19 protein-coding genes are annotated in these 22,169 nt (G+C 69.2%); 10 read left to right on the top strand and 9 right to left on the bottom strand.

Translation table 11 applies throughout. The features are described 5' to 3' along the window. The 4 genes from ACX9TP_RS26405 to ACX9TP_RS26390 form a co-directional block, all read right to left on the bottom strand. On the bottom strand, positions 1-2,328 hold the full coding sequence (locus tag ACX9TP_RS26405) for an FG-GAP-like repeat-containing protein (RefSeq protein ID WP_482973383.1): 2,328 nt from the start codon (positions 2,326-2,328) through the stop codon (positions 1-3). Between the two features lie 105 nt (positions 2,329-2,433). Continuing rightward, positions 2,434-3,186, bottom strand: a complete 753-nt coding sequence (locus ACX9TP_RS26400; protein ID WP_482973382.1) for a response regulator — start codon at positions 3,184-3,186, stop codon at positions 2,434-2,436. After that, positions 3,183-4,466: a sensor histidine kinase gene (locus ACX9TP_RS26395; RefSeq protein ID WP_482973381.1), complete on the bottom strand. Its 1,284-nt coding sequence runs from the start codon at positions 4,464-4,466 to the stop codon at positions 3,183-3,185. Before ACX9TP_RS26395 ends, ACX9TP_RS26400 begins: the two co-directional genes overlap by 4 nt. 114 nt (positions 4,467-4,580) lie before the next feature. Next, positions 4,581-5,048: a hypothetical protein gene (locus ACX9TP_RS26390; protein ID WP_482973380.1), complete on the bottom strand. Its 468-nt coding sequence runs from the start codon at positions 5,046-5,048 to the stop codon at positions 4,581-4,583. Positions 5,049-5,171: 123 nt separating this feature from the next. Here ACX9TP_RS26390 and ACX9TP_RS26385 point away from each other — a divergent pair, with 123 nt between their 5' ends. The 7 genes from ACX9TP_RS26385 (at position 5,172) to larE (ending at position 9,509) form a co-directional block, all read left to right on the top strand. Next, complete coding sequence (locus ACX9TP_RS26385) at positions 5,172-5,948, top strand: HesA/MoeB/ThiF family protein (RefSeq protein ID WP_482973379.1); 777 nt, start codon at positions 5,172-5,174, stop codon at positions 5,946-5,948. Beyond that, positions 5,936-6,175: a sulfurtransferase TusA family protein gene (locus tag ACX9TP_RS26380; protein ID WP_482973378.1), complete on the top strand. Its 240-nt coding sequence runs from the start codon at positions 5,936-5,938 to the stop codon at positions 6,173-6,175. Before ACX9TP_RS26385 ends, ACX9TP_RS26380 begins: the two co-directional genes overlap by 13 nt. A gap of 3 nt (positions 6,176-6,178) precedes the next feature. After that, entirely contained in the window at positions 6,179-6,451 is a 273-nt protein-coding gene (locus ACX9TP_RS26375) for a MoaD/ThiS family protein (protein WP_482973377.1), read from the top strand. A 3-nt stretch (positions 6,452-6,454) separates the two neighbouring features. After that, complete coding sequence (locus ACX9TP_RS26370; protein WP_482973376.1) at positions 6,455-7,102, top strand: ThiF family adenylyltransferase; 648 nt, start codon at positions 6,455-6,457, stop codon at positions 7,100-7,102. Beyond that, a complete protein-coding gene (locus tag ACX9TP_RS26365) occupies positions 7,099-7,527 on the top strand; it encodes a M67 family metallopeptidase (protein ID WP_482973375.1) in 429 nt (142 codons plus the stop codon). Before ACX9TP_RS26370 ends, ACX9TP_RS26365 begins: the two co-directional genes overlap by 4 nt. Positions 7,528-7,720: 193 nt before the next feature. Then, the gene (cysC, locus tag ACX9TP_RS26360) at positions 7,721-8,512 is read left to right on the top strand and encodes an adenylyl-sulfate kinase (protein ID WP_482973374.1); all 792 of its coding nucleotides are present in this window, start codon (positions 7,721-7,723) and stop codon (positions 8,510-8,512) included. Between the two features lie 103 nt (positions 8,513-8,615). Next, complete coding sequence (gene larE / locus ACX9TP_RS26355; RefSeq protein WP_482973373.1) at positions 8,616-9,509, top strand: ATP-dependent sacrificial sulfur transferase LarE; 894 nt, start codon at positions 8,616-8,618, stop codon at positions 9,507-9,509. A gap of 1 nt (position 9,510) precedes the next feature. On the opposite strand, the gene ACX9TP_RS26350 is transcribed toward larE, so the two are convergent. The 3 genes from ACX9TP_RS26350 to ACX9TP_RS26340 form a co-directional block, all read right to left on the bottom strand. Next, the gene (locus ACX9TP_RS26350) at positions 9,511-10,086 is read right to left on the bottom strand and encodes a DUF4256 domain-containing protein (protein ID WP_482973372.1); all 576 of its coding nucleotides are present in this window, start codon (positions 10,084-10,086) and stop codon (positions 9,511-9,513) included. A 28-nt stretch (positions 10,087-10,114) separates the two neighbouring features. Further along, entirely contained in the window at positions 10,115-11,434 is a 1,320-nt protein-coding gene (locus ACX9TP_RS26345; protein ID WP_482973371.1) for a polysaccharide deacetylase family protein, read from the bottom strand. A 169-nt stretch (positions 11,435-11,603) separates the two neighbouring features. Then, complete coding sequence (locus ACX9TP_RS26340) at positions 11,604-15,071, bottom strand: CHAT domain-containing tetratricopeptide repeat protein (protein WP_482973370.1); 3,468 nt, start codon at positions 15,069-15,071, stop codon at positions 11,604-11,606. A gap of 181 nt (positions 15,072-15,252) precedes the next feature. Here ACX9TP_RS26340 and ACX9TP_RS26335 point away from each other — a divergent pair, with 181 nt between their 5' ends. Together ACX9TP_RS26335 and ACX9TP_RS26330 are read left to right on the top strand one after the other, a co-directional pair. Further along, a complete protein-coding gene (locus tag ACX9TP_RS26335) occupies positions 15,253-16,176 on the top strand; it encodes a response regulator (protein WP_482973369.1) in 924 nt (307 codons plus the stop codon). A gap of 476 nt (positions 16,177-16,652) precedes the next feature. Continuing rightward, positions 16,653-18,368: a carbohydrate binding domain-containing protein gene (locus ACX9TP_RS26330; RefSeq protein ID WP_482973368.1), complete on the top strand. Its 1,716-nt coding sequence runs from the start codon at positions 16,653-16,655 to the stop codon at positions 18,366-18,368. A gap of 32 nt (positions 18,369-18,400) precedes the next feature. On the opposite strand, the gene ACX9TP_RS26325 is transcribed toward ACX9TP_RS26330, so the two are convergent. Further along, complete coding sequence (locus ACX9TP_RS26325) at positions 18,401-19,420, bottom strand: RNA polymerase sigma factor (protein ID WP_482973367.1); 1,020 nt, start codon at positions 19,418-19,420, stop codon at positions 18,401-18,403. Then, positions 19,417-20,010 carry a dihydrofolate reductase family protein gene (locus ACX9TP_RS26320; RefSeq protein WP_482973366.1) on the bottom strand — a complete coding sequence of 198 codons (594 nt, stop codon included), beginning with the start codon at positions 20,008-20,010 and terminating at the stop codon, positions 19,417-19,419. Before ACX9TP_RS26320 ends, ACX9TP_RS26325 begins: the two co-directional genes overlap by 4 nt. Before the next feature lie 133 nt (positions 20,011-20,143). Here ACX9TP_RS26320 and ACX9TP_RS26315 point away from each other — a divergent pair, with 133 nt between their 5' ends. Further along, positions 20,144-21,976 (top strand): metallophosphoesterase family protein, encoded by a 1,833-nt coding sequence (locus ACX9TP_RS26315; protein ID WP_482973365.1) that lies wholly within the window; start codon positions 20,144-20,146, stop codon positions 21,974-21,976. The last annotated feature ends 193 nt before the right edge of the window (positions 21,977-22,169 follow it).

The following is a 22,169-nucleotide window of genomic DNA, read 5'->3' as shown; positions in this document are numbered from 1 at the left end:
TCAGAGGTCCATCACCTGGAGGGTGGTGGTGCAGAAGGCGCTGTTGCCCGCCGCGTCCGTGGCCGTGTACTGCAACACCGTGGTGCTTCCTGGCGGATAGGTCCCGGCGGGCGGGCCGCTGACCGTCGCGCCGCACGCGTCGAAAAACGTGGCCTCCGCGTGGGTGACGAATGTGCCCTCCGGGCCCGTGGCAGCCACGACGCGTCGGAACGGGCAGGTGATGACAGGCGACGTGAGGTCGACCACCGTGACGGTGGCCGTGCAGGAGTCGCTCGACTGGCCGTCCGAGACGGTCAGCGTGACGGAGTGGGTCCCCGCGGCGAACGGCCCCGAGGGAGACTGCGTGACGGTGAGCGGCGCGGGCTGGTGGTCTGGATCATGGCTGCCGTCATCCACGCTGGCCGGGGCGCTGCAGGTGTCGGTGCTGGCGATGAGGATGACGTCGCGGCAGACGGCCACGGGCGGCACGTTGATGGCGCAGGCCAGGTTGACGGGAGCGCTGCCGCTGTTGTTGGTCTCCACGCACTCGGTCTCCCGGCCGGTGCCGGTGCCGTCATCGTCGGCCACGGCCCAGACCTCGCCGCTCCCTCCCGGGGCCGGGGCGAGGACCAGGGTGGCGCCCGCGGTGTTGCCCGCGGAGAGCACGGTGGGGAGGGTGGCCACGCCCAGCAGCGTGCCTCCCGCCGCCGGGTTGCCCTGGTAGAAGGCTACGCGCAGCCCGGCGGAGACGGCGGCATCACCCTGATTGAAGACCTGGGCGCTGAGGGTGAGGGCTCCGCTGGTCTGGTTGCACGCGGAAGAGACCGCCGTCACCGTCACGTCCGCCGCGGCGAAGGGGCTGGTGACGCCCGTGCCCTGGCTGTTGGCCCGGAAGGTGTTGAGGCCTGGCGCGAGCCAGTTGGTGATGGGGTGCGCGGGGACGGTGCCGTCGTCGTTGATGTTGGTGACGGAGTAGGCGTGCTGGTTCCAGATGCGGCGCGTGTTCACCCAGCCGTCCTGGCGGTCCCGGAACACGCGGATGCCCGTGGGGCCCGGGAAGAAGGTGTTGTTCGAAGCGACGACGATCTCCGCGTTGTCATCACCGTCCACGTCGACGATGACCGGGTTCTCGTAGAGCGTCCCGGAGGCATGCTCCACGCTGAAGCGCACCAGGCCGGTGGCGCCATCGTAGATACGCAGGCGGACCTCGTCGGCGTAGACCACCTCGGCCCGGCCATCCCCCTCGAAGTCGAACGTGGACGAGCCTGTCGCGTTCGAGCTGTTGTCCTGGATGACGCTGGACCATTTGACGGTGCCATCCGTTTCGAAGACGGAGTACTGCGTGGCGCCAGCCACCCCGATTTCCGGCTGCCCGTCCGCGTCGAAGTCGGCGATGTTCGGCGCGCCACCCCGGCCCCCTCCCGGGATTGTCTGCGTCCAGAGCAGCGTGCAGTCGTCATCCATCAGGATGACCTTGCCCCGCCCCACCACCACGACCTCGCCGTGGGAATCCCCGTCGAAGTTGCCCACGCCCGTCAGCCCACTCCCGATGTCCGGGTTGCGGCACTTGATGGTGCCGTCATGGCGGTAGAGGGTCTTGTCGCTGACCACCTCCTGCAGCCCGTCACCGTCGATGTCCGCCGCGAACGAGATGGGGCCGGCGTGGCCGCCCCCCATGCCGTCGGCGCCCACCCACTTCAGCACGCCCGTGTTGCTGAAGACGTGGTTGCCATTGAGGATCTCCACCGAGCCATCACCCTCCAGGTCCGCGAACGAGATGCCGCCATGGCTGTTCTGGGGGACGGACGTCCGGAACTTGAACGCGCCGGTGTTCTCGAAGCAGAGGATGCCGATGCCATCCTCCGGGATGGCGCAGAGCTCCACCAGGCCGTCACCATCGATGTCCGCGCCCGCCACGCTCGCGGCGCCACGCACGCGCAGCGCCGGGTCCGTCACGGTCCACAGGTCGCTGCCGTTGGCGCCGCTGATGGCACGCAGGACCGCGTTGGTGGTGTAGTTGCGCCGGGTGAAGGCGCTGAAGACGATGTCCGGGACGCCATCGCCGTTCACCTCCACGACGATGGGCGTCATCATGACCTGGTTGTGCTCCGGCATGACGGGGCTTCCGCTCCAGGCCCACTCGAGCTCCGGCTCGAAGTTGGAATTGAAGGGCGGATGGACCAGGCACTCGCCGTTCGCCTCCGCTGCCCGCGGGCCGGGCGGGGGCGGGCCTTCCTGCTTCGGAAGTCCGGTGTCCCCGCAAGCCGTCATCACCAGCAGTGCCGCAGCCGAAAGCCGGAGGCCCTGCTTCAGCTCCCGGGCGCACTGCCCCTTCGTGACGCGCTCCATGCTCTCCCCATTTCTTGGCCTTCCAGGATTGGTGGAAATTTCCTGAAGGAAGGGGCGGGGTATAGTGACTACCCTTGAGCAATTGCAACCGGGTGTTGGCTTACTTCACACGGAAATCAAGCCCTTGCGGATGCCCTCGGTGACGGCCTCGACGCGGTTGGTGACTTCGAGCTTCCGGTAGATGTGCTCCAGGTGGGTGCGGATGGTGGCCTTGCTGAGGCTGAGGAGCCGGGCCGCCTCGCTGTTCGACACCCCCTTGGCGATGAGCTGGAGGATTTCCCGCTCGCGGTCCGACAGCGGCTTGAGCGGGGGCTCCATGGCGGACGCGGCCTGCGAAGGGACTTCCGGCGCGGGGGGCGGAGGCGCCACGGGCTCGGTGGGCACGGGGCCGGAGTCCGGGTCCACGCGGAAGTGGCGCAGGAGGCGGCGGGCGAGGTTGGGCTGGATGACGGTGCCCCCCGCTCGGACCTCCTTGATGGCCTCGATGATCTTGTCCACCGGGGCGCCCTTGAGGAGGTAGCCGGACGCGCCGGCCTTCACCGCCTCCAGCACTTTGTCCTCCTCGTCGAAGATGGTGAAGATGAGGATTTCAATCTTCGGGAAGCGCGCCTTCACCTCGCGCGTGACGTCGATGCCGCTCATGCGCGGCAGCCCCAGGTCCAAGAGGAGCACGTCCGGCATCAGCCTGGGCACCTCCTCCAGCGCGGCCTCGCCGGACAGCGCGGTGCCGACGATGTCGATGTCCTGCTGACCCTCGAAGAGGCGGAGCTGGTTCTTCAGAATCTTCGTCTGGTCTTCCACCACGAAGACGCGGATGGGGGGCGCGGCGGGAGGGGCGTCCACGGGGGCTCCGGTCATGACGGCATACAGGGGAGGGAGAAGGCCACCTGGGCGCCAGCGCCCGGCGACGAGTCCACGATGAGCTGGCCGCCGAGCTTCATGGCGCGCTCGCGCATGTTCAGCAGGCCGTAGTGGCCGCGCGGCGTGCGGGACGGGTCGAAGCCCTTGCCGTCGTCACGCACGATGAGGTGCACGCGGTCCTCGCTGAAGTCGAGCCGCACGTGCACGGCCTTCGCCTCCGCGTGCTTCACCGCGTTGGACAGCGACTCCTGGAGGATGCGGAACAGCGCCAGCTGCGCGTCCGGGGACAGCTTGCGCTGCAGGCCGGTGCGCTCGAAGCGGATCTCCAGGCCCGTGCGCTCCTGGAACGTCTTCGCGTAGTCCTCCAGGCCCTGCGCCAGCTCGAAGTCCTCTCGCATCATCCGCAGGTTGCGGCGCAGCTCCTCGATGGACTCCTCCGCGGTGGCCTTCAGCTCGCGGATCTCCGAGCGCAGCCCGTCCTCGCGCGCGAGGTTCAGGATGTACTCGGCCTGGATGATCATGGACGAGAGCGAAGCGCCCAGGCCGTCATGGATTTCGCGCGCCAGCCGGTTGCGCTCCTCCACCACGGCCAGCTCCTTCAAGTCGCCCTGGAGGGACACCACCTCGCGGTGGGCGGTGGCCTCGCGCTCGTTCAGGTACACGAGCACGTAGACGATGATGAAGTTGAGCGCGAGGTACCAGAGCAGCGTGAGCAGCTCCACCGCCGTCACCGAGCGGTTGAGGAGCAGGTCCAGGCGCGTCGTAATCGGCAGCGCCAGCAGCGGCGGGAGGATGGCCAGCGGCTTGGGGTAGAGGATGGAGAACAGCGTGGTGAAGAGCAGCTGCGTGGCGAGCAGCGGGCTCTGCAGACCGCCGCCCACCTGGGGCTTGGCGATGAGCACGACCATGATGGTCAGGTCGAGGCAGAGCGTGGTGTACGTCACCCAGCGGCCGGCCTTCGGGTGGTCGATGACGAGCAGGTTCGCGACGCTGTAGAGCAGCATCGTGAAGTAGCCCACGAAGGCGAACGGCCCGGTGAGGCCGAAGTAGCCGCTCCACGCGGGCACCGCGAGGATGAGCAGGCCCAGCGTGAGGAACATCATCCGCGCGTAGAACAGCGCGCGGGCGCGGGCGACGAAGCGGTCCTGTTCCCAGGACGCGGTGGCCTGTTCCGCGGAGACGCTGTCCGTCAGCTTGCGGCGCTCCAGCACCTCCCGCACGCGGGCGCGCAGGTCGTTGGCTGGCGTCTCCTCGCCCAGAGCGAGATGGGTGTTCATCGGGCAGGCAGCTTACGGGAGCGGGCGGGCGGGCGGAAATCCAGGGAGCAGCCTGCTCCCCTCCCGGGTGGGGGAGGGGGCACGTCCGGGGCCTCGCGCGTCACCGCCCCCGGGTCACTTCGCGCAGGCCTGGCGGGCTTCGGGCTTGCGCTGGAAGACGTACTCCAGCCGGTCCTTCTGCTCGCCGGTGCGCTCGTCGAAGAGCGGCGTGCCGCCCGCGTACATGGTGCCTTCGTCGTGGCCGTACCTGTCGAGCCCGTGGCTCTCGAGCCAGCGGTCCACGCAGGCCTCCTGCGCCTTGCGGTCACCGCCGCCAGCGCCCTTGGCCATGGTGCCGGCGTCCTTGGAGGCCGTGCCCGCGGTGCCCGCGTCGTCACCAGCGGTCAGCGCACCGCGCGAGGTGCCCGTCTGGGCGCCGTCCGAGGGAGCGCCCGCGTCCTTCACGGCCTCCATGGCGTCGCGCGGGTCGGGCTGGGGGGCCGACGCGTCGGTGGGCCCGGGGGCCTCGCCGGTGTTCTTGTGGCAGCCGACCGCCAGGAGGAGGGCGGTGGAAAAGACGAGCACGCCGGGCAGGTTTCTCATATGTCCTGGCTGGTAAGGTCCGCGTCGAAGCGGCACGGTGGGTGGGCGCCTGCGCCCGTCTTCCCGGTGGACGCAGGGGCACGCACCTTATTCGCTTCCGACCCCTCGCGAAGGGGCAATCCGATGCACGGGCACGACACCGACCATCATCCCCGCATCCCCCACGCCTCGCGTCTCGAGCGCGCCCGGGTGCTCCTCGTGGGCGCCGGCGGCCTGGGCTGTCCGGCGTCCCTGGCGCTGGCGCAGGCCGGTGTCGGCCACCTGACGCTCGCGGACCCGGACCGCGTGGACGTGACGAACCTGCCGCGCCAGCTCTGGCACCGGACCGCCGACGTGGGCCGCAACAAGGCGGAGTCCGCCGCCGCGGGGCTGGCGCGCGCCTTCCCCACGCTGTCCACCGAGGCCCTGCCGGAGCGCGTGGACGCTGGCAACGCCGAGGCCCTCTTCCGCGCGCACGACGCCGTCATCGACGCCACCGACGGGGTGGCCACCAAGTTCTTCCTGTCGGACGTGGCGGTGCTCACGGGCGTGCCGCTCATCTACGGCGGCGTGCTGCGCATGCAGGGGCAGGCGATGCGGGTGGACCCTCGCGGGCCGTGCCTGCGCTGTCTCTACGAGGCGCCGCCTCCGCCGGACGCGGTGCCCACGTGCGCGCAAGCCGGCGTGCTGGGCTCGCTCGCGGGGCTGGTGGGCGCGGTGCAGTCGCTGCTCGCGCTGGAGCTGCTGTCCGGGGCCGCGCGCCCCGTCCCCGGCGAGGCCACGCTGCACGTGCTGGACGGCGTGTCGCTGCTGGGCCGCCGCGTCCGGGTGGAGCGCGCGCCCGACTGCCCGGGCTGCCGCGTCACCGCCGTTCCGGAGTACCCGGAGGCCGCACGGGAGGCCGAGTCATGTCCGAGGTGAGGGCCACGCTCGACATCACGCGCGAGGTCTGTCCGATGACCTATGTGCGCACCAAGCTGAAGCTGGAGGCGCTGGAGCCGGGGGCGCTGCTCGAGGTGCTCCTGCGTGGCTCCGAGCCGCTGAAGAACGTTCCACGCAACGCGCGCGACGAGGGACACGAAGTCGTCTCCCTGGAGTCGCGCCCCGACGGAACCCACGTGTTGTTGCTCCGCAAGCAGGGACGGTAAGCCATGGCGACCATTCGCATTCCCACCCCGATGCGCACCTTCACCCGCAACCAGGCCGAGGTCACCGCCGCCGGCGCCACCGTGCGCGAGGTGCTGAAGGACCTGGACACGCGCTTCCCCGGCATCGGCGCGCGCCTCCTCGACGAGCGCGGCGCCGTGCGCCGCTACGTCAACGTCTTCCTCAACGACGAGGACATCCGCGCGCTGCGCGAGCTGGACACGCCGGTGGCGGACACGGACCGCCTCACCCTCATCCCCGCCATGGCGGGAGGGTGAGGCATGGCGCTGCGTGAGGAGCAGATCCTCCGCTACTCCCGGCAGATACTCCTGCGCGACGTGGGCGGCCGCGGACAGGAAGCGCTGCTGACCGGCACCGCGCGGGTGGATGCCATCGGCGCCTCGGGGATGACGGCCGCGGCGTACCTCGCCGGAGGCGGCACCCCGGTGGTGGGCACGGGCTCGCTGACGCTGGGCCCCTGGGCGCCCGGCTTCCTCGTGTCGGCGGACGACGTGGGCCGCCCCGCGGTGGAGGCCCTCGACGCGGCGGTGCCCCGACTGAACCCGGACGCGGCCGGCGCCGGGCGGGGTGGGGGACTGGTGGCGGAGCTGCCCTCGGGCTGGAGCGGCGAGGCCCCCTGGGTGGCCCTCGGCGGTGACGGCATGCGCGCGGCCGTCGTCTTCCGGGGCGCGGACGGGTGCGTGTGGTGCTTCGGGGAGACGGTGCGCCACCTCGTCCAGCCCCCGGACGGCGCGCTGGGCGTGGCCCTGGGCGCGCTGGGCGCCCTGGTGTTCCAGCGGCTGCGGCTGGGCCTGGGCCCCGCGCTGGGAGGCCGCTGGCTGGTCGCCCCGGGCGTGGTGGAGGAACTGGAGGTGCGCAGGTGTGCCCGCTGTGCCGGGAGCCCGAGCCCGGAGCCCCCGCGGCCGTGATCCGCTGGCCCGAGCCCGGCTGGCCGCAGGCCGTCCACGACGCGGTGGTGCGCCACCTGGAGGCCGCGTACCCCCACGAGGGCTGCGGCGTGATTCTCCAGTCCGGGGACGCGGGCCCCTGGAGGGTCCGCCCGCTGCGCAACGTCTCCCCCCGGCCCCGCACCGCCTACGCCTTCGCCCCCGAGGAGTGGCTCGCCGTCTCCCTGGAGGCGGACGCACGGGGAGAGCGGGTGGTGTGCGTCTTCCACTCCCACGTGGAAGCACCCGCCACGTTCTCCCCGGAAGACCGGGCCCGAGCAGCCCCGGAAGGTCACCCGCTGCTCCCCGGAGTTTCCTACCTCATCGGATCCGTACACCGAGGCTGTGTGGTCTGGGTGTGTCAGTACGGGTGGCAGGGGGACGATTTCAGGCTCCAAGAGGGTTGAAAACGTCATTTCATAAACGAAAAAACCATGTATCGGCAGGCACTTGGCTGCCCGCTCACCCCACCTGCGGAAAGGTGTGTGCGAATTGTCAAGTGAGGGGGTTTTCGTCTATAACCACGCGCATCTTCTGGATCTGCGGCGTCCACACGCAGCTTGCAAGAAGCGCTCCGGACGCAGGGAGTTGAACAGGCTTATGGCCCCCAACACTGGTTTCACCCTCTGGCTGACCGGCATGTCCGGGACCGGGAAGAGCACGACCGCCGCCTATATCGCGGCGCGCCTGCGGCAGGTTGGCCGCAACGTGGAGATCCTCGACGAGGGTGAGCTCGGCGAGGCGCTCTGGGCAGGTCTGGGCGATGCGAAGGACGACCGCACCACGGTGGTCCGCCGCCTCGGCTTCGTCGCCAATCTCCTGACCCGCAACGGCGTCGCGGCGCTGGTGCCCTGCGTGAGCCCCTACAAGCCGGGCCGCGAGGAGAACCGTCGCGCCATCGGCCGCTATGTGGAGGTCTACGTCGACTGCCCGACCGAGAAGCTCATCGAGCGCGACAGCACCGGCCGCTACAAGAAGGCGCTCAACGGCGAGATTCCCAACTTCATCGGCATCACCGAGCCGTACGAGCCGCCCAACTCGCCGGAAGTGACGATCCACTCCGACGTGGAGTCGGTGGAGGACGGCGCGGCGAAGATCTTCCAGTCGCTCCTGGACCTCGGCTACATGAACACCGAGGAGCTGAAGATCATCACCGGCAAGAAGATGAAGGCCAACCCGCTGCCGGCCAAGGGCGAGAAGGCGGAGAAGGCGGAGAAGGGCGCCGCCAAGGCGGACAAGGGCGCCAAGGCCCGCCGCGGTGACGAGGCCCGTCCGGCCGCCAAGGCCGCGAAGGCGGACAAGGGCGCCAAGGCCCGTCCGGCCACGCGCGCGGCCCGGGTGGCGAAGCCGGCTCCGTCGTCCAAGAAGCCCGCGAAGAACAAGGCCCGCTGAGCGAGGGGCCTGACGGCCCACGCTCCCAACACCGTCAGAAGGGCTCCAGGTTGCCGCGTCTTCCGCGTGCAATCCGGGGCCCTTCCGTTTTAGGAGTTCCCCCATGCTGAGCCCCGAGCGGATCCAGAGCCTGTGTGAGTCCTCGCGCCCGAAGCTGGAGGCCATGCGCGCGGCGCTGCGCGCCCATGGCAGCGCGCTGGTGGCCTTCTCCGGAGGCGTGGACTCCACCTTCGTGCTGAAGGTGGCGGTGGAGGAGCTGGGCGAGCGCGCCCTGGCGCTCACCGCCCTGTCCGCGTCCGTGGCGCCGGAAGAGGCGCAGGAGGCGCGGGAGCTGGCGGAGCGGATGGGGGCGCGGCACGTGGTGGTGGGCAGCAACGAGCTGGCCAACCCGCAGTACGCGGCCAACCCCACCAACCGCTGCTACTTCTGCAAGACGGAGCTGTACGACATCTGCGAGGCCCGCCGGCAGGAGCTGGGCCTGGCGGTGGTGCTGGACGGCTTCAACGCGGACGACTTCAAGGACCACCGGCCCGGCCACAAGGCGGCGCAGGAGCACAAGGTGGTGTCCCCGCTGGCGCAGGCGGGGCTGACGAAGGAGGAGATTCGCGCCTGGAGCCAGTCGCTGGGGCTGCCCACCTGGGACAAGCCGCAGATGGCGTGCCTGGCGTCGCGCATTCCCTACGGGACGGCGGTGACGCGGGACAGGCTCATCCAGATTGCCTCCGCCGAGTCGGAGATGCGCAAGCTGGGCTTCCGCCAGTTCCGCGTGCGCTACCACCAGGAGGTGGCGCGGCTGGAGGTGGCGGCCGAGGAGTACGAGCGCTTCCTGGCCGCGGACGTGCGCCAGAAGGTCAACGCGGCCTTCCTGGCGCTGGGGTTCAAGTTCGTGTCGCTGGATTTGGAGCCGTTCCGCTCCGGCCGCATGAACGAGGCGGCCGGCGTGGCGCGCCCCGAGGGCGGCAAGGTCGCCGGCTTCTCGCTGCCCGTGGTGAGCTGAGTCAGACGCGTAGCGCGCCACGGAACGCCCTGGCGCCATAGTAGGACTGTGCGCCGTTGTGATACACGAACACGGCGCCGTAGCGGTAATCAGCGAAGAGGGCGCCACCGAGCTTTCGAATGGCAGAAGGTGTCTTCACCCAGCTCGAGGTCTTCGTATCGAAGTTTCCAAGCTTCTGAAGCTCTCGATATTGCTCTTCCGAGAGAAGCTCGATGCCCATGGCGGCGGCCATGTCGATGGCATTGTTTTCCGGCTTGTGTTCCTTCCGCGAATCCAGCCCTTCGCGGTCGTAGCAGACGCTCCTGCGGCCTTTGGGACTCTCTTCCGAGCAGTCATAGAAGATGTATTCGCCGGTCTTCTTGTCATGACCGACGACATCCGGCTCGCCGCCAGTCCTCTCCATTTCATGGAGTGACCACAGCTTCTCGGTGTTGGCTTCGAGCTTTGCTTGTATCTGGTCCCACTCGAGGCCCTTGTGGCGGCTCATGTTCTTCTCGAAACGGGCCTTCAATGTCTTGAGCAGGTCTTTGCGTTGATCCGCGGACAGCTTCTTTTTGCTGCTGCTGTTGGTGCTCATGTCTTTGTCGCCTCTGTTGAATTTGAACTCAGGGGCTCGGAGAGACGGTGGCGGTGCCGGCCGCCTTCTCCCAGTGCTGGATGCGCTCCGCCAGCTCGCGGAAGGAGGGGAACTCCACGTCCTGGCACTGGCGCTGGCCCTGGTCGTCCGGGCATCCCGCCGCGGCGAAGGCCAGCGTCCGCTGGAGCGCCTGCCAGTAGATGCCACCGTTCAGCAGGCCGAAATGCTGTGCCACGTTCCAGGGGACCCGGCCTTGCTTCTCGTAGGACAGGAGGATGGCGGCCCGCGAGTCGGCCTCCATCCGCTCACCCGTTCCGTCCTTGCCCTGGTACGCATCATCGATGGAGTAGGTGAGCGAGTCCTCGTGCCACATCAGGGGGAACTGCAACAACCCCGTCCCCACCGGGCCCGTCATGCGACGCGGCGGACCGAGCGGCTGTATCGTGCTGGTGTCGTACACGTAGCCCTTCTGCGCGAGCACCTGGTAGAGCGCGAAGTTGGCGCGGAGGAACGGCGCCCGGAAGCCCACCACGTTGTAGGGCCGGAGGTTCTGCACCTGCGGCCGCCCTTCCGCGTCGAAGAGTTGCCGCCCCTCGTGTTCGACGGGAAAGGCCGGCATGGGCAGGCACACGTCCGTCACGCGCTGCCACCGTGGGCTGCCGCACACCGTCCCTGTCGGGCAGGTCGCGTGCGCATTGCATTCGGAGGTGCAGACCCCCACCTCCGACGTCAGGGAGAGGCAGCGGCCGGAATGGCAATCCGCCGCGGCCCGGCAGCCGGCCCCCACCTCGCCCTGGGCCGCCGTCTTCAGCGGCTCCCACCTCGGGAACACGGCCTTGCCGGCGGCGTCGCGCACGGGCTCGAAGAGGTTGGCCTCCAGCAGTTGCTCGAACTCGTCGAACTCCGCGCGCCAGGTGTCCTCGTTCCACGTCTGGCCGGAGGCATGGCGGACCGAGTGGTTGGCAATTTCATGGCCCTCGTTGAGGGCCTGCTGCGTCAGCGCCCAGCGCACGAGCGCTTCTTCCCGCGTCGTCGGCACATCGAGCGGATCCACCGCGACCCCCTGGACCGCGGGGTCGTAGTACGCGGTGGTGATGAAGTAGGTGAAGTGGACGCTCCGGCCGGTCTCCCGCCCGGTCCGCCGGGCCAGCTCCAGCGTGTCGAGCCACATCTGGAAGCGCTTGCTCCCGTCGTAGGCGATGGTGAGCTGCAGCGGGTGGGGGCGGAAGTCCAGCGTGAGCGGCTCCCCGCTCGGCCTCTCCGGCGCAGACCTGCACCTGCAGGACGAGGCCAGGACAGCGAGCGTCACCAGCAACAGGAACGGCGCGATGGAGGTGCGAGCGGGCATGAGGAGGACCTGTGCGGAGTGGCTGTCGCTCCATCCCGAGCGCGGCCGGCGCTACCTTTCCGTATCCCCGTCGAGGATGTCAAAGCCGCCGGCGCCCTGGCCGCCTCCAGACGGCGGCGGAGTTTCGCCTCTGGAGAGGCCGGCGAGTGGGCGCATCCGCGGCGACCGGCTATGGGTACTGCGCCACCTGGGGACGCGGCGCGCTCAAGCGCAAAGGCGTCTCAAGACCCATGACGATGAAGGGCGCCCAGTAGTGAGGGTGGGGTTGGACACGCCGCAGCTCACGCATTGCGTCGCGTAGCGCGGGGGCCCGGCCCTGCCCCGCCAGGAGGTGACGGTAACAGGCCTCCATGAGTGCTCCCGTCTTCGCGTCGTTCACCTTCCAAAGACTCATCACCACCGTCTCCGCCCCTGCCACGAGGAAGGCCCGGCGCAACCCGTACACGCCCTGGCCGAGCTTCACATCACCGCGCCCGGTGTCGCACGCGGACAGCACCACCAGCTGGGTGCCCCACAGGTCGAGGCCCGCCAGCTCCAGCGCCGTCACCAGCCTGGTGTCAGGCGAAGGGGCGCCGGGACTGATGCCGGCGGGTCTTGGGGCGTGTGCTCCCGCGAGGACGAGGCCGGAGCGCAGCAGCGGGTCCGGAAGGCTCGGCGCCCGCGCGTCCTCGGCCAGCCCTCCGAAGTGAACCACGGCGCGAGAGGCAGGGGGCGCAGGCGCGTCCTCCAGGAAGAAGCCATGGGTGGCCAGGTGGAGGATGGCTGGGGGCGGCAGGTACAGCAGCCGCTCCTTGGTGGCCGCTGCGCCCAGGAAGAGCTCGGCCTGAGGCAGCAGGCGTTTGATGCTCTCGGCCTCCTGGCGGGTGCCGGGCAGTGGCGCCGGGGCCCACGCACGTGACGTCAGGCCCGCGCGCGGCGTGGAGACGAGGGGGGCCTCAGGAAGGGAACGCGTGGCAAGCCCGGAGTCGTCGCCCCTGGTGGGAGCCGGTGCTGGGTGAGTGGCATGGAAGTTCGGATCGGCGAGGACGACAACGGAGTCTGGGTCGTCGCGCGCCTGAGGGCGCGGCAGCAGGCTCCTTCCGGAGGGGACGTACGTGAAGTCGAAGGCGTCCACGAGGAACTGGTGGCGATCGTGAAGCGCGGCGAAGGGCACCAGGGCCAGCTGTCCGTCGGGAGAGAGAAAGAGGTGGCGGGTGTCGCCCAGCAGCGGCAGCAAGGGTTGGAAGGCGAGCTGATAGAGCGACTGGGCGGGAGCGTGGAAGTCCGCGTCGCGGGTGGCCAGCGCGTTCCGCAGGCGCGAGGCGGCCAGGTCGATGGGCTCGGCGGGGCCCAGGTCCGCGACACGGGTCGAGGCATCGGGGAACAGCACCAGTGCCAGGTAGCGCAGCTGGCTGGAATGCTGGGACTCCGGCGCGCCGGGCCCGAGCACCAGCGGACGGTCCACGTACGCGATGAACTCGACGAGGGCCGCGTCGTCGGGCACGGCCGCGGCGACCCGGTCGACAATCTCCGCGGGCGCCGGCAGGGCCGCCACCGAGCGCAGCGAGGCGGAGCGTCGTGCCAGGTCCGCTTCGAGGGTAGCGGCCTGCCCTGAGAGCTCATCGAGGCTCCGCTGGTAGGCGGGCAGTGGAAGCGTGCCAGGACCCTGGAGTGACAGCTGGGCCAGCTGCGTGCGCAGTCCCCTCAGGTGCTCGAAGGTGTCGCGGTCCTTTTCTCCCAGGCCGCGGTAGATGGCGCGGGAGATATCGGCGCTCTCGTCGACGGAGCGGCCCTTGAGGAGGAGCACGGCGGCGAGGGCCTGGCGTCTGACGCAGGCGTCGCCGGGATGCGCGCGCAGCAGCGCGTAGAGCCGCTCCTCGTCCGTGCGCAGCAACTGGAGGAAGCGGGCCAGCCGCGACTCGGAGAAGACGAGCGCCTCCTGACGCAGGCGATGCTCCGACAGGTCGAAGGCGCGGGAGAACAGCGGCAGGGCTTCGGCGAGGCGATGCTGGGCCAGCCGATCCACTGCGAGGTGGTTGAGCGTGGCTGCGACACTGGGATGGCTCTTGCCGTGAGTCGCTTCCAGGATGGCGAGCGCGCGCTCGTGGAGCGGCGCGGCACGGCCGTACAACCCCTGCGCCGAGTAGAGACCGGCAAGGTGGTTGAGCGAGAAGGCGACAGCGTAATGGTTCCTGCCCAGGGAGGCTTCGAGGATGGCCAGCGCACGCCCGAAGAGCGGCCCGGCCCGGCGATACAACCCCTGCGCCTGGTAGAGCGTGGCGAGGCCGATGAGCGCCTTGGCGATGAGGGGATTGCGCTTGTCGAGGACTGCTTCCAGGCTCGTCAGGGCGCGCTCGTAGAGCGGCCCGGCCTGGCCGTACAACCCCTGGGCCATGTAGAGGTCCGCGAGGGTGATGACCGAGTCGGCGACGAAGCGATGATCCCTACCCAGGGCAGCTTCATCAATGGCCAGCACGCGCTCGTAGAGCGGCCCGGCCTGGCCATACAACCCCTGGGCCACATAGAGGTTGGCGAGGTCGAAGAGCGACTGGGCGACGTCTTGATGGTTCCCGCCGAGGGCGGCTTCCTGAATGGCCAGCGCACGGTGAAGGAGCGGCTCGGCCTGGTCGTACAACCCCTCTTGCATGTAGAGCCCACCGAGCCTGCTGAGCGATTGGGCCACGAGGGGATGGCTCCTGCCAAGAGCCGCTCCCCGAACGGCCAATGCGCGTCGCAGGAGCGGCTTGGCACGAACGAACAGGCCCTGGGAACGGTAGAAGCTGGCGAGTCTGTTGAGCGAGTCGACCACATCCGGAGGGTTCCCACCGAGGGCTGCTTCTTGAATGGCCATCGCGCGAGCGGCGAGGGGCTCGGCACGCGCGTAGAACCCTTGCAGTTGGTAGCAGCTGGCAAGGCTGAAGAGCGACTCGGCGACGAAGGGGTGATCCTTGCCCAGGGCGGACTCCCGTATCGCCAGTGCGCGCAGATGGAGGGGCTCGGCATGGGCGGGCAATCCCTGACCCGCGTGGAGCCTGGCGAGGGCGTAGAGCGTTTGAGCCACATCCGGGTGGCTCTTTCCGAAGGTCGCCTCCCGAATCGCCAATGCCCTTTCGAGGAGAGGCTCGGCACGCGCGTACACGTTCCTGTCCAGGTAGAGGGCGGCGAACTCGTTGAGCGACTCGGCGACGAGGGGATGGTTCCCGCCGAAGGCCGCTTCCCGAATGGCCAGTGCACGTGCGTAGAGCGGCTCGGCACGCGCGAACAGGCCCTGCTTCCGGTAGAGGTTGGCGAGGGTATTGAGCGATTGGGCGACCTCCGGGTGGCGTCCTCCAAGGGCCGAGTCCCGAATGGCCAGCGCGCGCAGAAGGAGCGGCTCGGCTCGGACGACGTCCCCTCGCAACAGGTGATGCAACCCGAGCCTGTCCAGGCACCGGGCGACGTCGGGATGGGTGCCCCCGAGCACCGCCTCATGCAGGGCCAGCGCCTGCTGACCTCTCTCGATGGCCTCGGCGTACCGGCCCGCGTCCCAGAGCGATTTCGACTCTTCGAAGGCCGTCTGCGCCTCCCTCAGCCGCGCATCCGGTGGCGCCTTCCCATCCGCCATGCCTGCCACACAGCACAGCAGCACCCACAACACCGTCCCGGAAGATTGCCGCATCTCCGCCCCTGGGACCCTCCTGGTTCCAATCTCCCGGTCCCGAAGTGGTAGAGCCAGTGACCCGGAAAATCATGCAAAGTGTGCGTCGAACTCTTGCGCACGGGAAGGCGGTCGTCCCCCTGGCTGCTCAGCGGGCGTGAAACCCGGCCCTGCGATGTACGGAGTGCCTACCCTTTGGGGCATGACACGCTCAGAGACGGAGACAGCCAGCATCCTGCTGGTGGACGACATCCCGGCCAACCTGGTGGCGTTGGAAGCCATCCTGGCGCCTCTGGGCCAGCGCCTGGTGCTGGCGCGCTCGGGGCGGGAGGCGCTGGCGGCGCTGCTGCAACAGGACTTCGCCTGCATCCTGCTCGACGTGCAGATGCCGGGGATGGACGGCTTCGAGACGGCCCGGCTCATCAAGGGGCGGGAGCGCACGCGCCACGTGCCCATCCTCTTCATCACCGCCTTTTCCGGCGAGGACTCGCTGGTGCAGCGGGGCTACGCGCAAGGGGCGGTCGACTACATCGTGAAGCCCTTCAACCCGGACATGCTGCGCACCAAGGTGGCGGTGTTCGTGGACCTCTACCTCCAGTCGCAGCACCTGAACCGGCACGCCGGGCTGCTGCGCGACCGGGAGCGCGAGGTGATGGAGCGCGAGGCCGAGGAGCGGCTCCGGGCCGCGGCCCTGGACGAGCTGCAGCTGGCTCCCGAGCCGCTGGTGCTCACCGATGCGCTCATGGCCGCCGCTCCGGTGCCAATGGCCATCCTCTCCCCCGAGCTGCGCGTGCTGCGCGTCAACGACGCCTGGGCCCACCTGTGGGAGACCAGCGCCGCCATCCTCGCCGGACGCCGGGTGAGCGAGGTGGCGCCCGCCCTGGCCCAGGACCTCGAGGATCCCGTCTCACAGGTCCTCTCCTCGGGGCGGCCCCTGACCGACCTCCACCTGATGCCCGCGCAGCGCGACGGGGCCCGCCGCAATGCGCGCCTGTTGGCGAGCTACTTCCCACTCTCGGCGCGCGATGGTGCCCCTACCGCGGTCGGCGTGCTCTTGCGCTCGGAGTCCGGCGAGCTCGCACAGCCCTCCCTCGCCGAGGCCCACCCCTCGCGCAGCGTGCACTGAGGCTTCAAGAGGAGAGGTCGAGGCCCTCCGTCATTGGCTTTATTGGACCCGAGCGCGAGATAGGGGCCGAGCCGCGCAAGCAGCTGGAGCCTGGCGCCTGCCCCTTCGTGGACGAAGGCTTCGGCGTCCGTGCCCCATGCGTAGCCGCTTGCAGGCCCAGCTCCATGCGCGCGTCCGTTCCCGACCTGGGCCGCGGCGGCGCTTCACGGGCGGTAGGAGGGCTTTCAGTGCCCTCCTGCGCCAAGGCGCGTCCAGCGGTCAGCCAGAGCAAGACGGAAAGTGATTTCACGCGCTCCATCATGATGTGGAGGACCCGGGCACCCCGAGGTCACTGACGCTCGCAGCAGGGCTTCGGCTCTGCTCCTGTGGTACGAGAGGCCCGTTCTGTGAAACGGAGGCTCGTTGTGACGTTGTTTCGAGTGTATCTGGCTGCGCTGCTGGTCCTGGTGGTCGCCTGCGGTGATTCGAATCCTGAGGTGACGACTGATGCCGGCCAGACCCTGTCGGACGCAGGCGCCGAAACAGCGGACGCGGGCGAGAAGACGCCGGATGCAGGTGAAGTGACGCCGGACGCAGGCGACGAGACTCCCGACGCTGGAAGCGAGACTCCGGATGCAGGCGAAGTGACGCCGGATGCAGGCGAAGTGACGCCAGATGCAGGCGACGTGACTCCCGACGCGGGAAGCGAGACGCCGGACGCAGGCGAAGTGACGCCGGATGCGGGAAGCGAGACTCCGGACGCGGGAAGCGAGACGCCGGACGCAGGCGAAGTGACGCCGGATGCGGGAAGCGAGACTCCGGACGCGGGTAGCGAGACGCCCGACGCAGGGGAGGGGACGCCTGACGCGGGCCAGGAGCCCGAGGTGCGCGTCATCGACAACGGGGGCTTCGAAGAATGGCCCGCTGCGCTTCCGGAGATGTGGTTCGGGAGCACGTCGAATATCTCCACCGAAGACGTGCGGAAGGTGACGACGAACGCATTCGAAGGCGTGAACGCGGTCCGGCTGGCCAACACCTCGACCACGCACAAGCGCTTCAGCACCCAGGCGAAGTCGATGCCCGCCGGCCGCTACTCCTGCACCTACCAGGCACGGGGCACCGGCGAAGTTCGGAACGCCTTCTTCGGCGACGGCTACTCCAGCTACTCGGCCTACACCTCGGTCGACACCGGGGAGTGGAGGCAGTTGGCGTACAGCTTCAACCTCGCCGCCGACGTCTTCGACACCTTCGAGCTCATCTTCAGCGTCCGGAATACCAGCGGCGAGCATCTGCTCATCGACGACGTGCGCTGCGAGCGGGCCGCCGAGCCGTGTGACGCGGTCTCTTGCGAGGCCTGGGAGCGTTGCGAGAATGCCACCGCCACCTGCGAGCCGCTCTCCGGCCGCTGCAACGACGCCGCCGACTGCAGCGAGTGGCAGGCCTGCGACGAGACCCATACCTGTGTTGTCGCGGAGGGCCGCTGCACCCGTCACGCGGAGTGCGCGAGCACCCCGGAGACGCCGGTCTGCGACTCCGCCACGCATCTCTGCATCGAGGGCGACCCCTGCGCCGGGGTCATCTGCAGCAACCCGGCGACGAGCTGCAACCCCACGAGCGGCGTGTGCGAGCTGGCCGAAGGGGCCTGCTCCACCACCTACGACTGCCTCGGTGCGCTGCCTGCCTGCGACCCGGCAACCCGGCGCTGCGTCTCCGCCTCCCACCCCTCGAACATCATCCGCAACGGTGGATTCGAGAACTGGGACACCTATTACATCCCCTACCACGGGGACCATTACATCCCCGACTACTGGTACGGCATCGACAACGGCGTCAGCGACCCGGGCTCCGAGATCAAGCCCTCGCGCCTCGCGCTCTACACGAACGCGGTGCACGGCGGCTCGAGGGCGCTGCAGTTCGTCGTCCCCATCCAGGTGGCCGAGCGCTTCTCTCTCGAGAGCTTCGACGTCCCGAGCGGCACCTACTCCTGTTCGTATCGGGTGCGAGGCCACGGCAGCATTCGCCATCGCAGCTATTCGAGCGCCGGCTGGAGCCCGCAGACCGACTTCATCACCGTCGACAGCGACGAGTGGCAGCCGGTGTTCTTCCGCTTCACCGGCAACGTGCACGACTGGCGCCTGTTCTTCTATCCGAGCCGCAGCGAGGCCGACCGCGACCACCTCCAGGTCGACGACGTCGTCTGCACGAAGGGCTAGGAACACCGCCCCAACCGTGCTCCGGCCCCCTCCTACGGGAGAGGGGCCGGAGGCGGCGCCGCGCCCGGCCAGTACCGGTAGCCATTCACCTGGAACGGGACGCCGAGCTCGCCGCAGATTTCCGCAATCACGTCCGGCGTGAAGAAGTAGTTGCGGACCCGGGCGATGCGGTCGCCGTCGGTCTCCACGGTCATCACCGTGCGGACCCTGGGGCCCTGCACGTGCTCGTACCAGAAGAGCAGGACCCAGCCGTCGCGATGACGGCGCACCTCGCAGCGAGGGATGGTGCCCAGGTAGCCCTCGAGCAGCTCGGCCGGGACGCCGCCACGCTCGTCGAAGGTGATGGGTGCCAGCGTGCCCGCGAAGGAGCCGGTGCGCGGGTCCTTGGGGGCCTCGGGGCCGTACTCGGTGACCACGCCCACGATTTCCACGGTCGCGCTGTCGAGCAGCAGCGCCGTGAGGCGCTCCATGTCCCGGGCGTTGAAGGCGTCGCTGAATGCATCCAGGGCCCCGGGCGTGGGCTCGCGGGTGGGCGCTTCGTCCAGTGGTGCCGCCAGCCGTCCCCGCCCGCGGTGGAGGGCGGCCTTCACCGCGCCGACCGTCGTGGAGAGCGTGTCCGCGATTTCCTCGAGCGAGAAGTCGAAGACGTCCTTGAGGACCACCGCCGCGCGCTCCTGGGGTGGCAGCCGCACGAGCAACGTGCCGGCCGCCTCGCGAGACTCACGGGGCTCCTGGCCGGGAGGGAGCGTGGGAGGCGCCGCGGCGGTCAGCTCGAGGCGCGAGCGGCGCACGCGGTCAATCCAGAGGTTCGACGCCGTCCGGAACAGCCAGGCCCTGGGCCGCGGGACGTCGCTGAACACGGTCCCCAGCGTCACGAAGGCGCGCATGAGCGCCTCCTGCACCAGGTCCTCCGCGTCCCACGCGTTGCGGGTGAGGTGGCGGCAGTAGCGGTAGAGCTCGGGCCGGAGCGACTCCACGAGGTCGAGGAAGCGCTGCCATGACGTCTTCACGTCGTCCCTGAGCGCGTCGATGGTGGGCGGGGGCTTGCTCATGTCCGGTGAGGTTCGTAACACAGCACGACGAGGTTGCGGCCCAGCTGCGTCGTACGGACCAAGTCCAGCTTCCGCCGGAGCCCCGAGGGAGGGAAGAGCGGCGTTCCCGAGCCGAGCAGGACGGGGTGCACGATGAGCCGGTACTCGTCGATGAGGTCGTGCTGCGCGAGGGTGGAAACCAGGCCCGCGCCGGCCCAGGCCACGAGCGGCTTGCCAGGCTGACGCTTGAGCTCGGTGATGGTCTCCGCGACGCGGTCGCGGACGATGCGCGTGTTGTTCCACGCCGCATGTTCCAGCGTCCGTGAGAGCACGAGCTTCGGCAGGGCGTTCATCTTGCGGGCGAAGGCGAGGTCCGCCGCCGAGCGCGGGTTCACCTCGGCGTTCGGCCAGTAGTCCAGCATCAGCTCATATGAGCGTCGGCCGTAGAGCGCGAGGCCGACGGAGTCGATCATCTCGTCGCAGTACTGCTCGAACTGCGGGTTGCCATCGTCGAACCAGTCGAGCTCGCGGTTGGGCCCCTCGATGTAGCCATCGAGCGACACGATCATCGAGACGAAGAGGCGCCTGCCAGAGGATTGGGTGGTCGTCATGCTGAGGAGACGAATCAGGGCACGGAAAAGATACGGCGCCGTGCTCGCCGGCTCCCCCCAGTGCACCGGTGGCCGGGCCAGGGGTGGGCTCGCCCCTTTGCAGATGTGCGATGCGCTGTCGCAAGATGCCGCCATGTCGTTCCGAGACTTTGAAATCTATCTGACGACCCGGTACGTCTCGCCCACCACGGGGGCGCCACTCGGTGCCGGCTCCGCCAGTGACTACCCCTCGCGTCTGCGCCGCATTGAACGGCTGACCGGGCGGCAAGTGGAGGGGGCGAGCCCCGATAGCTTGCGTGAGTGGGCCGACCAGCTCGGTGACGACCGCGCGGTGGTCGCGGAGCTGGATCCGAAAGGAGTCGCGAACGTACGGGTCGCTCTTCAGCGTTACGCCGACTACCTGTCCCTGAGCCTGGGAAGCCAAGGCGGCACCCCTGCTGCGAAAAAGTCCGGCGAGCCGCGGAGGGCTTCACACTCGCAGGTGGAAACCCGTCGCGCAGGCGAGGGAGCCCCTCCGCTCTTCAGCTGGATCCACCTCTCCGACATTCACGTGGGTCACGGTGATGCGACCCATGTCGAAGATCAAAAGCTGGTGCTTGGCGCGCTGCGCCGCGACGTCGAACACAGGCTCGCTTCCGGTGCACCGCAGCCCGATGCCATCTTCGTGACGGGCGACATCGCGTTCAGCGGAGCATGTCGCACTCCCGATGAGTACACGCGGGCGGGGCAGTGGTTGACCGACATCGCGCGGGCCGCAGGACTGAGTCCCGACTCGGTCTTCGTCGTGCCTGGCAACCATGATGTGCAACGCCCGGCGGACAGGGCCGTGATTGCCAGGACGCTGCTGCGCCAGCTGCGCAAGGGCGAGGTCTTGCTCGACGAGGCGTTGGCGGATCCCGCCGCCCTGGCTCAACTGGCGGCGCGGCAGGCGAACTACCTGGCATTCACCAAGGGCTTCGCCCCCGCGTGTCGGTCCGACGCTGAAGTCCCCGGCCCGCAACTCTACTGGCGGCATACCCTGGAGGTGCAGGGCGGACCGAGGATCCGGATCGTGGGCCTGAATACCGCGCTCCTGGCGGCGGACGAGGCCGTCTTCGAGTCCGACCAGGGGCGCCTGCGGCTGGGGACCCGGCAGCTCTCGGCGGCCTTCACGGAGCCGCATGTCGCACCCGACGAGGTCGTCATCGTGCTCGGTCACCACCCGCTACGAGACCGCTGGCTCGCGGACGAGACCGATGCCGCGCGGTGGATTCGCGGACATGCGCATCTCCATCTCTCGGGCCATGTTCATGAGGGCGCCTCGGAGCGTGCAGGGAGCGGTGGCGGCACGGCGCTCGTTTCGATTGTCGCGGGAACTGTCCATGGCGAGAGGACTCCGCACGGCCACCCGGCGCGGCACGGCTATAGCTTCGGTGCCCTAGTGGCGAGAGATGGCACGCTGAAGGTCCGTGTCTGGCCCCGGATGTGGTCAGACGCGAACAAGGACTTTCGCCTGGATGTCGACACCGTGCCGCCCAACGAGACCTACGCTGAGCACGACCTGTCTCGCGTGAGGGCGCCCGCGGGCATCAAGGTGGAAGCTCCGGTCATGGACCCGGCGAGCCCCGAGGAGCCCCGAAAGGTGCGCCTGACGGTCCATCGGGCCTTCTTCCTCAGGAGCGGCGAGGAGTGCTTCTTCATCAATGCCACCAACCTCTCCAGGACCCGAGAGGTCGAGCTGACACATCTCTGGCTTCACCTCCACTCCCTGGTGCTTCAGGCGGACAGGCCCCTGCCCAGGAGACTGAAGCCCGATGAATCATGGGAGACCTGGATACGGGTCGATGTGGTGCCGGAGCAGTTTCACGAGAGCCTCTACACGCTCGCGCGGGCCCGGCTCTCCAGCGGGCAGGTCGTTTCGTCAGAGAAGAACGAGGATGTCCCCGAAGAAGGTGTGGTTCCAGGCGGTCCCATCAAGAACGCGTGAGGCGACGTCCGGCGGCTTGGGCTCCTCGGAATCCAAGCAGGCACTCACGGGAGCCGAGGGGATATCAGGGAAAACCGGGGCCGCGTACCGCGTGCGCCGGTCCTCACGGAACCCGGGGGGCAACCGAGGCCGGCTGTGCGATGCTGTTATCGGATGAAAACAGTCGCACGACAATGGCTTCAGCGGCTCGGTG

The organism is Pyxidicoccus sp. M15 (genome assembly GCF_056858435.1).
The sequence above is the reverse complement of the archived record's forward strand: the minus strand, read 5'-3'. Positions and strand labels throughout refer to the sequence as shown.

Bases quoted from the DNA above. Each gene is read 5' to 3' on its own strand.
- ACX9TP_RS26335 (WP_482973369.1), top strand. From the start codon at position 15,253: ATGACACGCTCAGAGACGGAGACAGCCAGCATCCTGCTGGTGGACGAC.
- ACX9TP_RS26370 (WP_482973376.1), top strand. From the start codon at position 6,455: ATGGCGCTGCGTGAGGAGCAGATCCTCCGCTACTCCCGGCAGATACTC.
- ACX9TP_RS26385 (WP_482973379.1), top strand. From the start codon at position 5,172: ATGCACGGGCACGACACCGACCATCATCCCCGCATCCCCCACGCCTCG.
- ACX9TP_RS26375 (WP_482973377.1), top strand. From the start codon at position 6,179: ATGGCGACCATTCGCATTCCCACCCCGATGCGCACCTTCACCCGCAAC.
- ACX9TP_RS26350 (WP_482973372.1), bottom strand. From the start codon at position 10,086: ATGAGCACCAACAGCAGCAGCAAAAAGAAGCTGTCCGCGGATCAACGC.
- ACX9TP_RS26395 (WP_482973381.1), bottom strand. From the start codon at position 4,466: ATGAACACCCATCTCGCTCTGGGCGAGGAGACGCCAGCCAACGACCTG.
- ACX9TP_RS26315 (WP_482973365.1), top strand. From the start codon at position 20,144: ATGTCGTTCCGAGACTTTGAAATCTATCTGACGACCCGGTACGTCTCG.
- ACX9TP_RS26380 (WP_482973378.1), top strand. From the start codon at position 5,936: ATGTCCGAGGTGAGGGCCACGCTCGACATCACGCGCGAGGTCTGTCCG.
- ACX9TP_RS26400 (WP_482973382.1), bottom strand. From the start codon at position 3,186: ATGACCGGAGCCCCCGTGGACGCCCCTCCCGCCGCGCCCCCCATCCGC.
- ACX9TP_RS26340 (WP_482973370.1), bottom strand. From the start codon at position 15,071: ATGCGGCAATCTTCCGGGACGGTGTTGTGGGTGCTGCTGTGCTGTGTG.
- ACX9TP_RS26320 (WP_482973366.1), bottom strand. From the start codon at position 20,010: ATGACGACCACCCAATCCTCTGGCAGGCGCCTCTTCGTCTCGATGATC.
- ACX9TP_RS26325 (WP_482973367.1), bottom strand. From the start codon at position 19,420: ATGAGCAAGCCCCCGCCCACCATCGACGCGCTCAGGGACGACGTGAAG.
- larE (WP_482973373.1), top strand. From the start codon at position 8,616: ATGCTGAGCCCCGAGCGGATCCAGAGCCTGTGTGAGTCCTCGCGCCCG.
- cysC (WP_482973374.1), top strand. From the start codon at position 7,721: ATGGCCCCCAACACTGGTTTCACCCTCTGGCTGACCGGCATGTCCGGG.
- ACX9TP_RS26405 (WP_482973383.1), bottom strand. From the start codon at position 2,328: ATGGAGCGCGTCACGAAGGGGCAGTGCGCCCGGGAGCTGAAGCAGGGC.
- ACX9TP_RS26345 (WP_482973371.1), bottom strand. From the start codon at position 11,434: ATGCCCGCTCGCACCTCCATCGCGCCGTTCCTGTTGCTGGTGACGCTC.
- ACX9TP_RS26390 (WP_482973380.1), bottom strand. From the start codon at position 5,048: ATGAGAAACCTGCCCGGCGTGCTCGTCTTTTCCACCGCCCTCCTCCTG.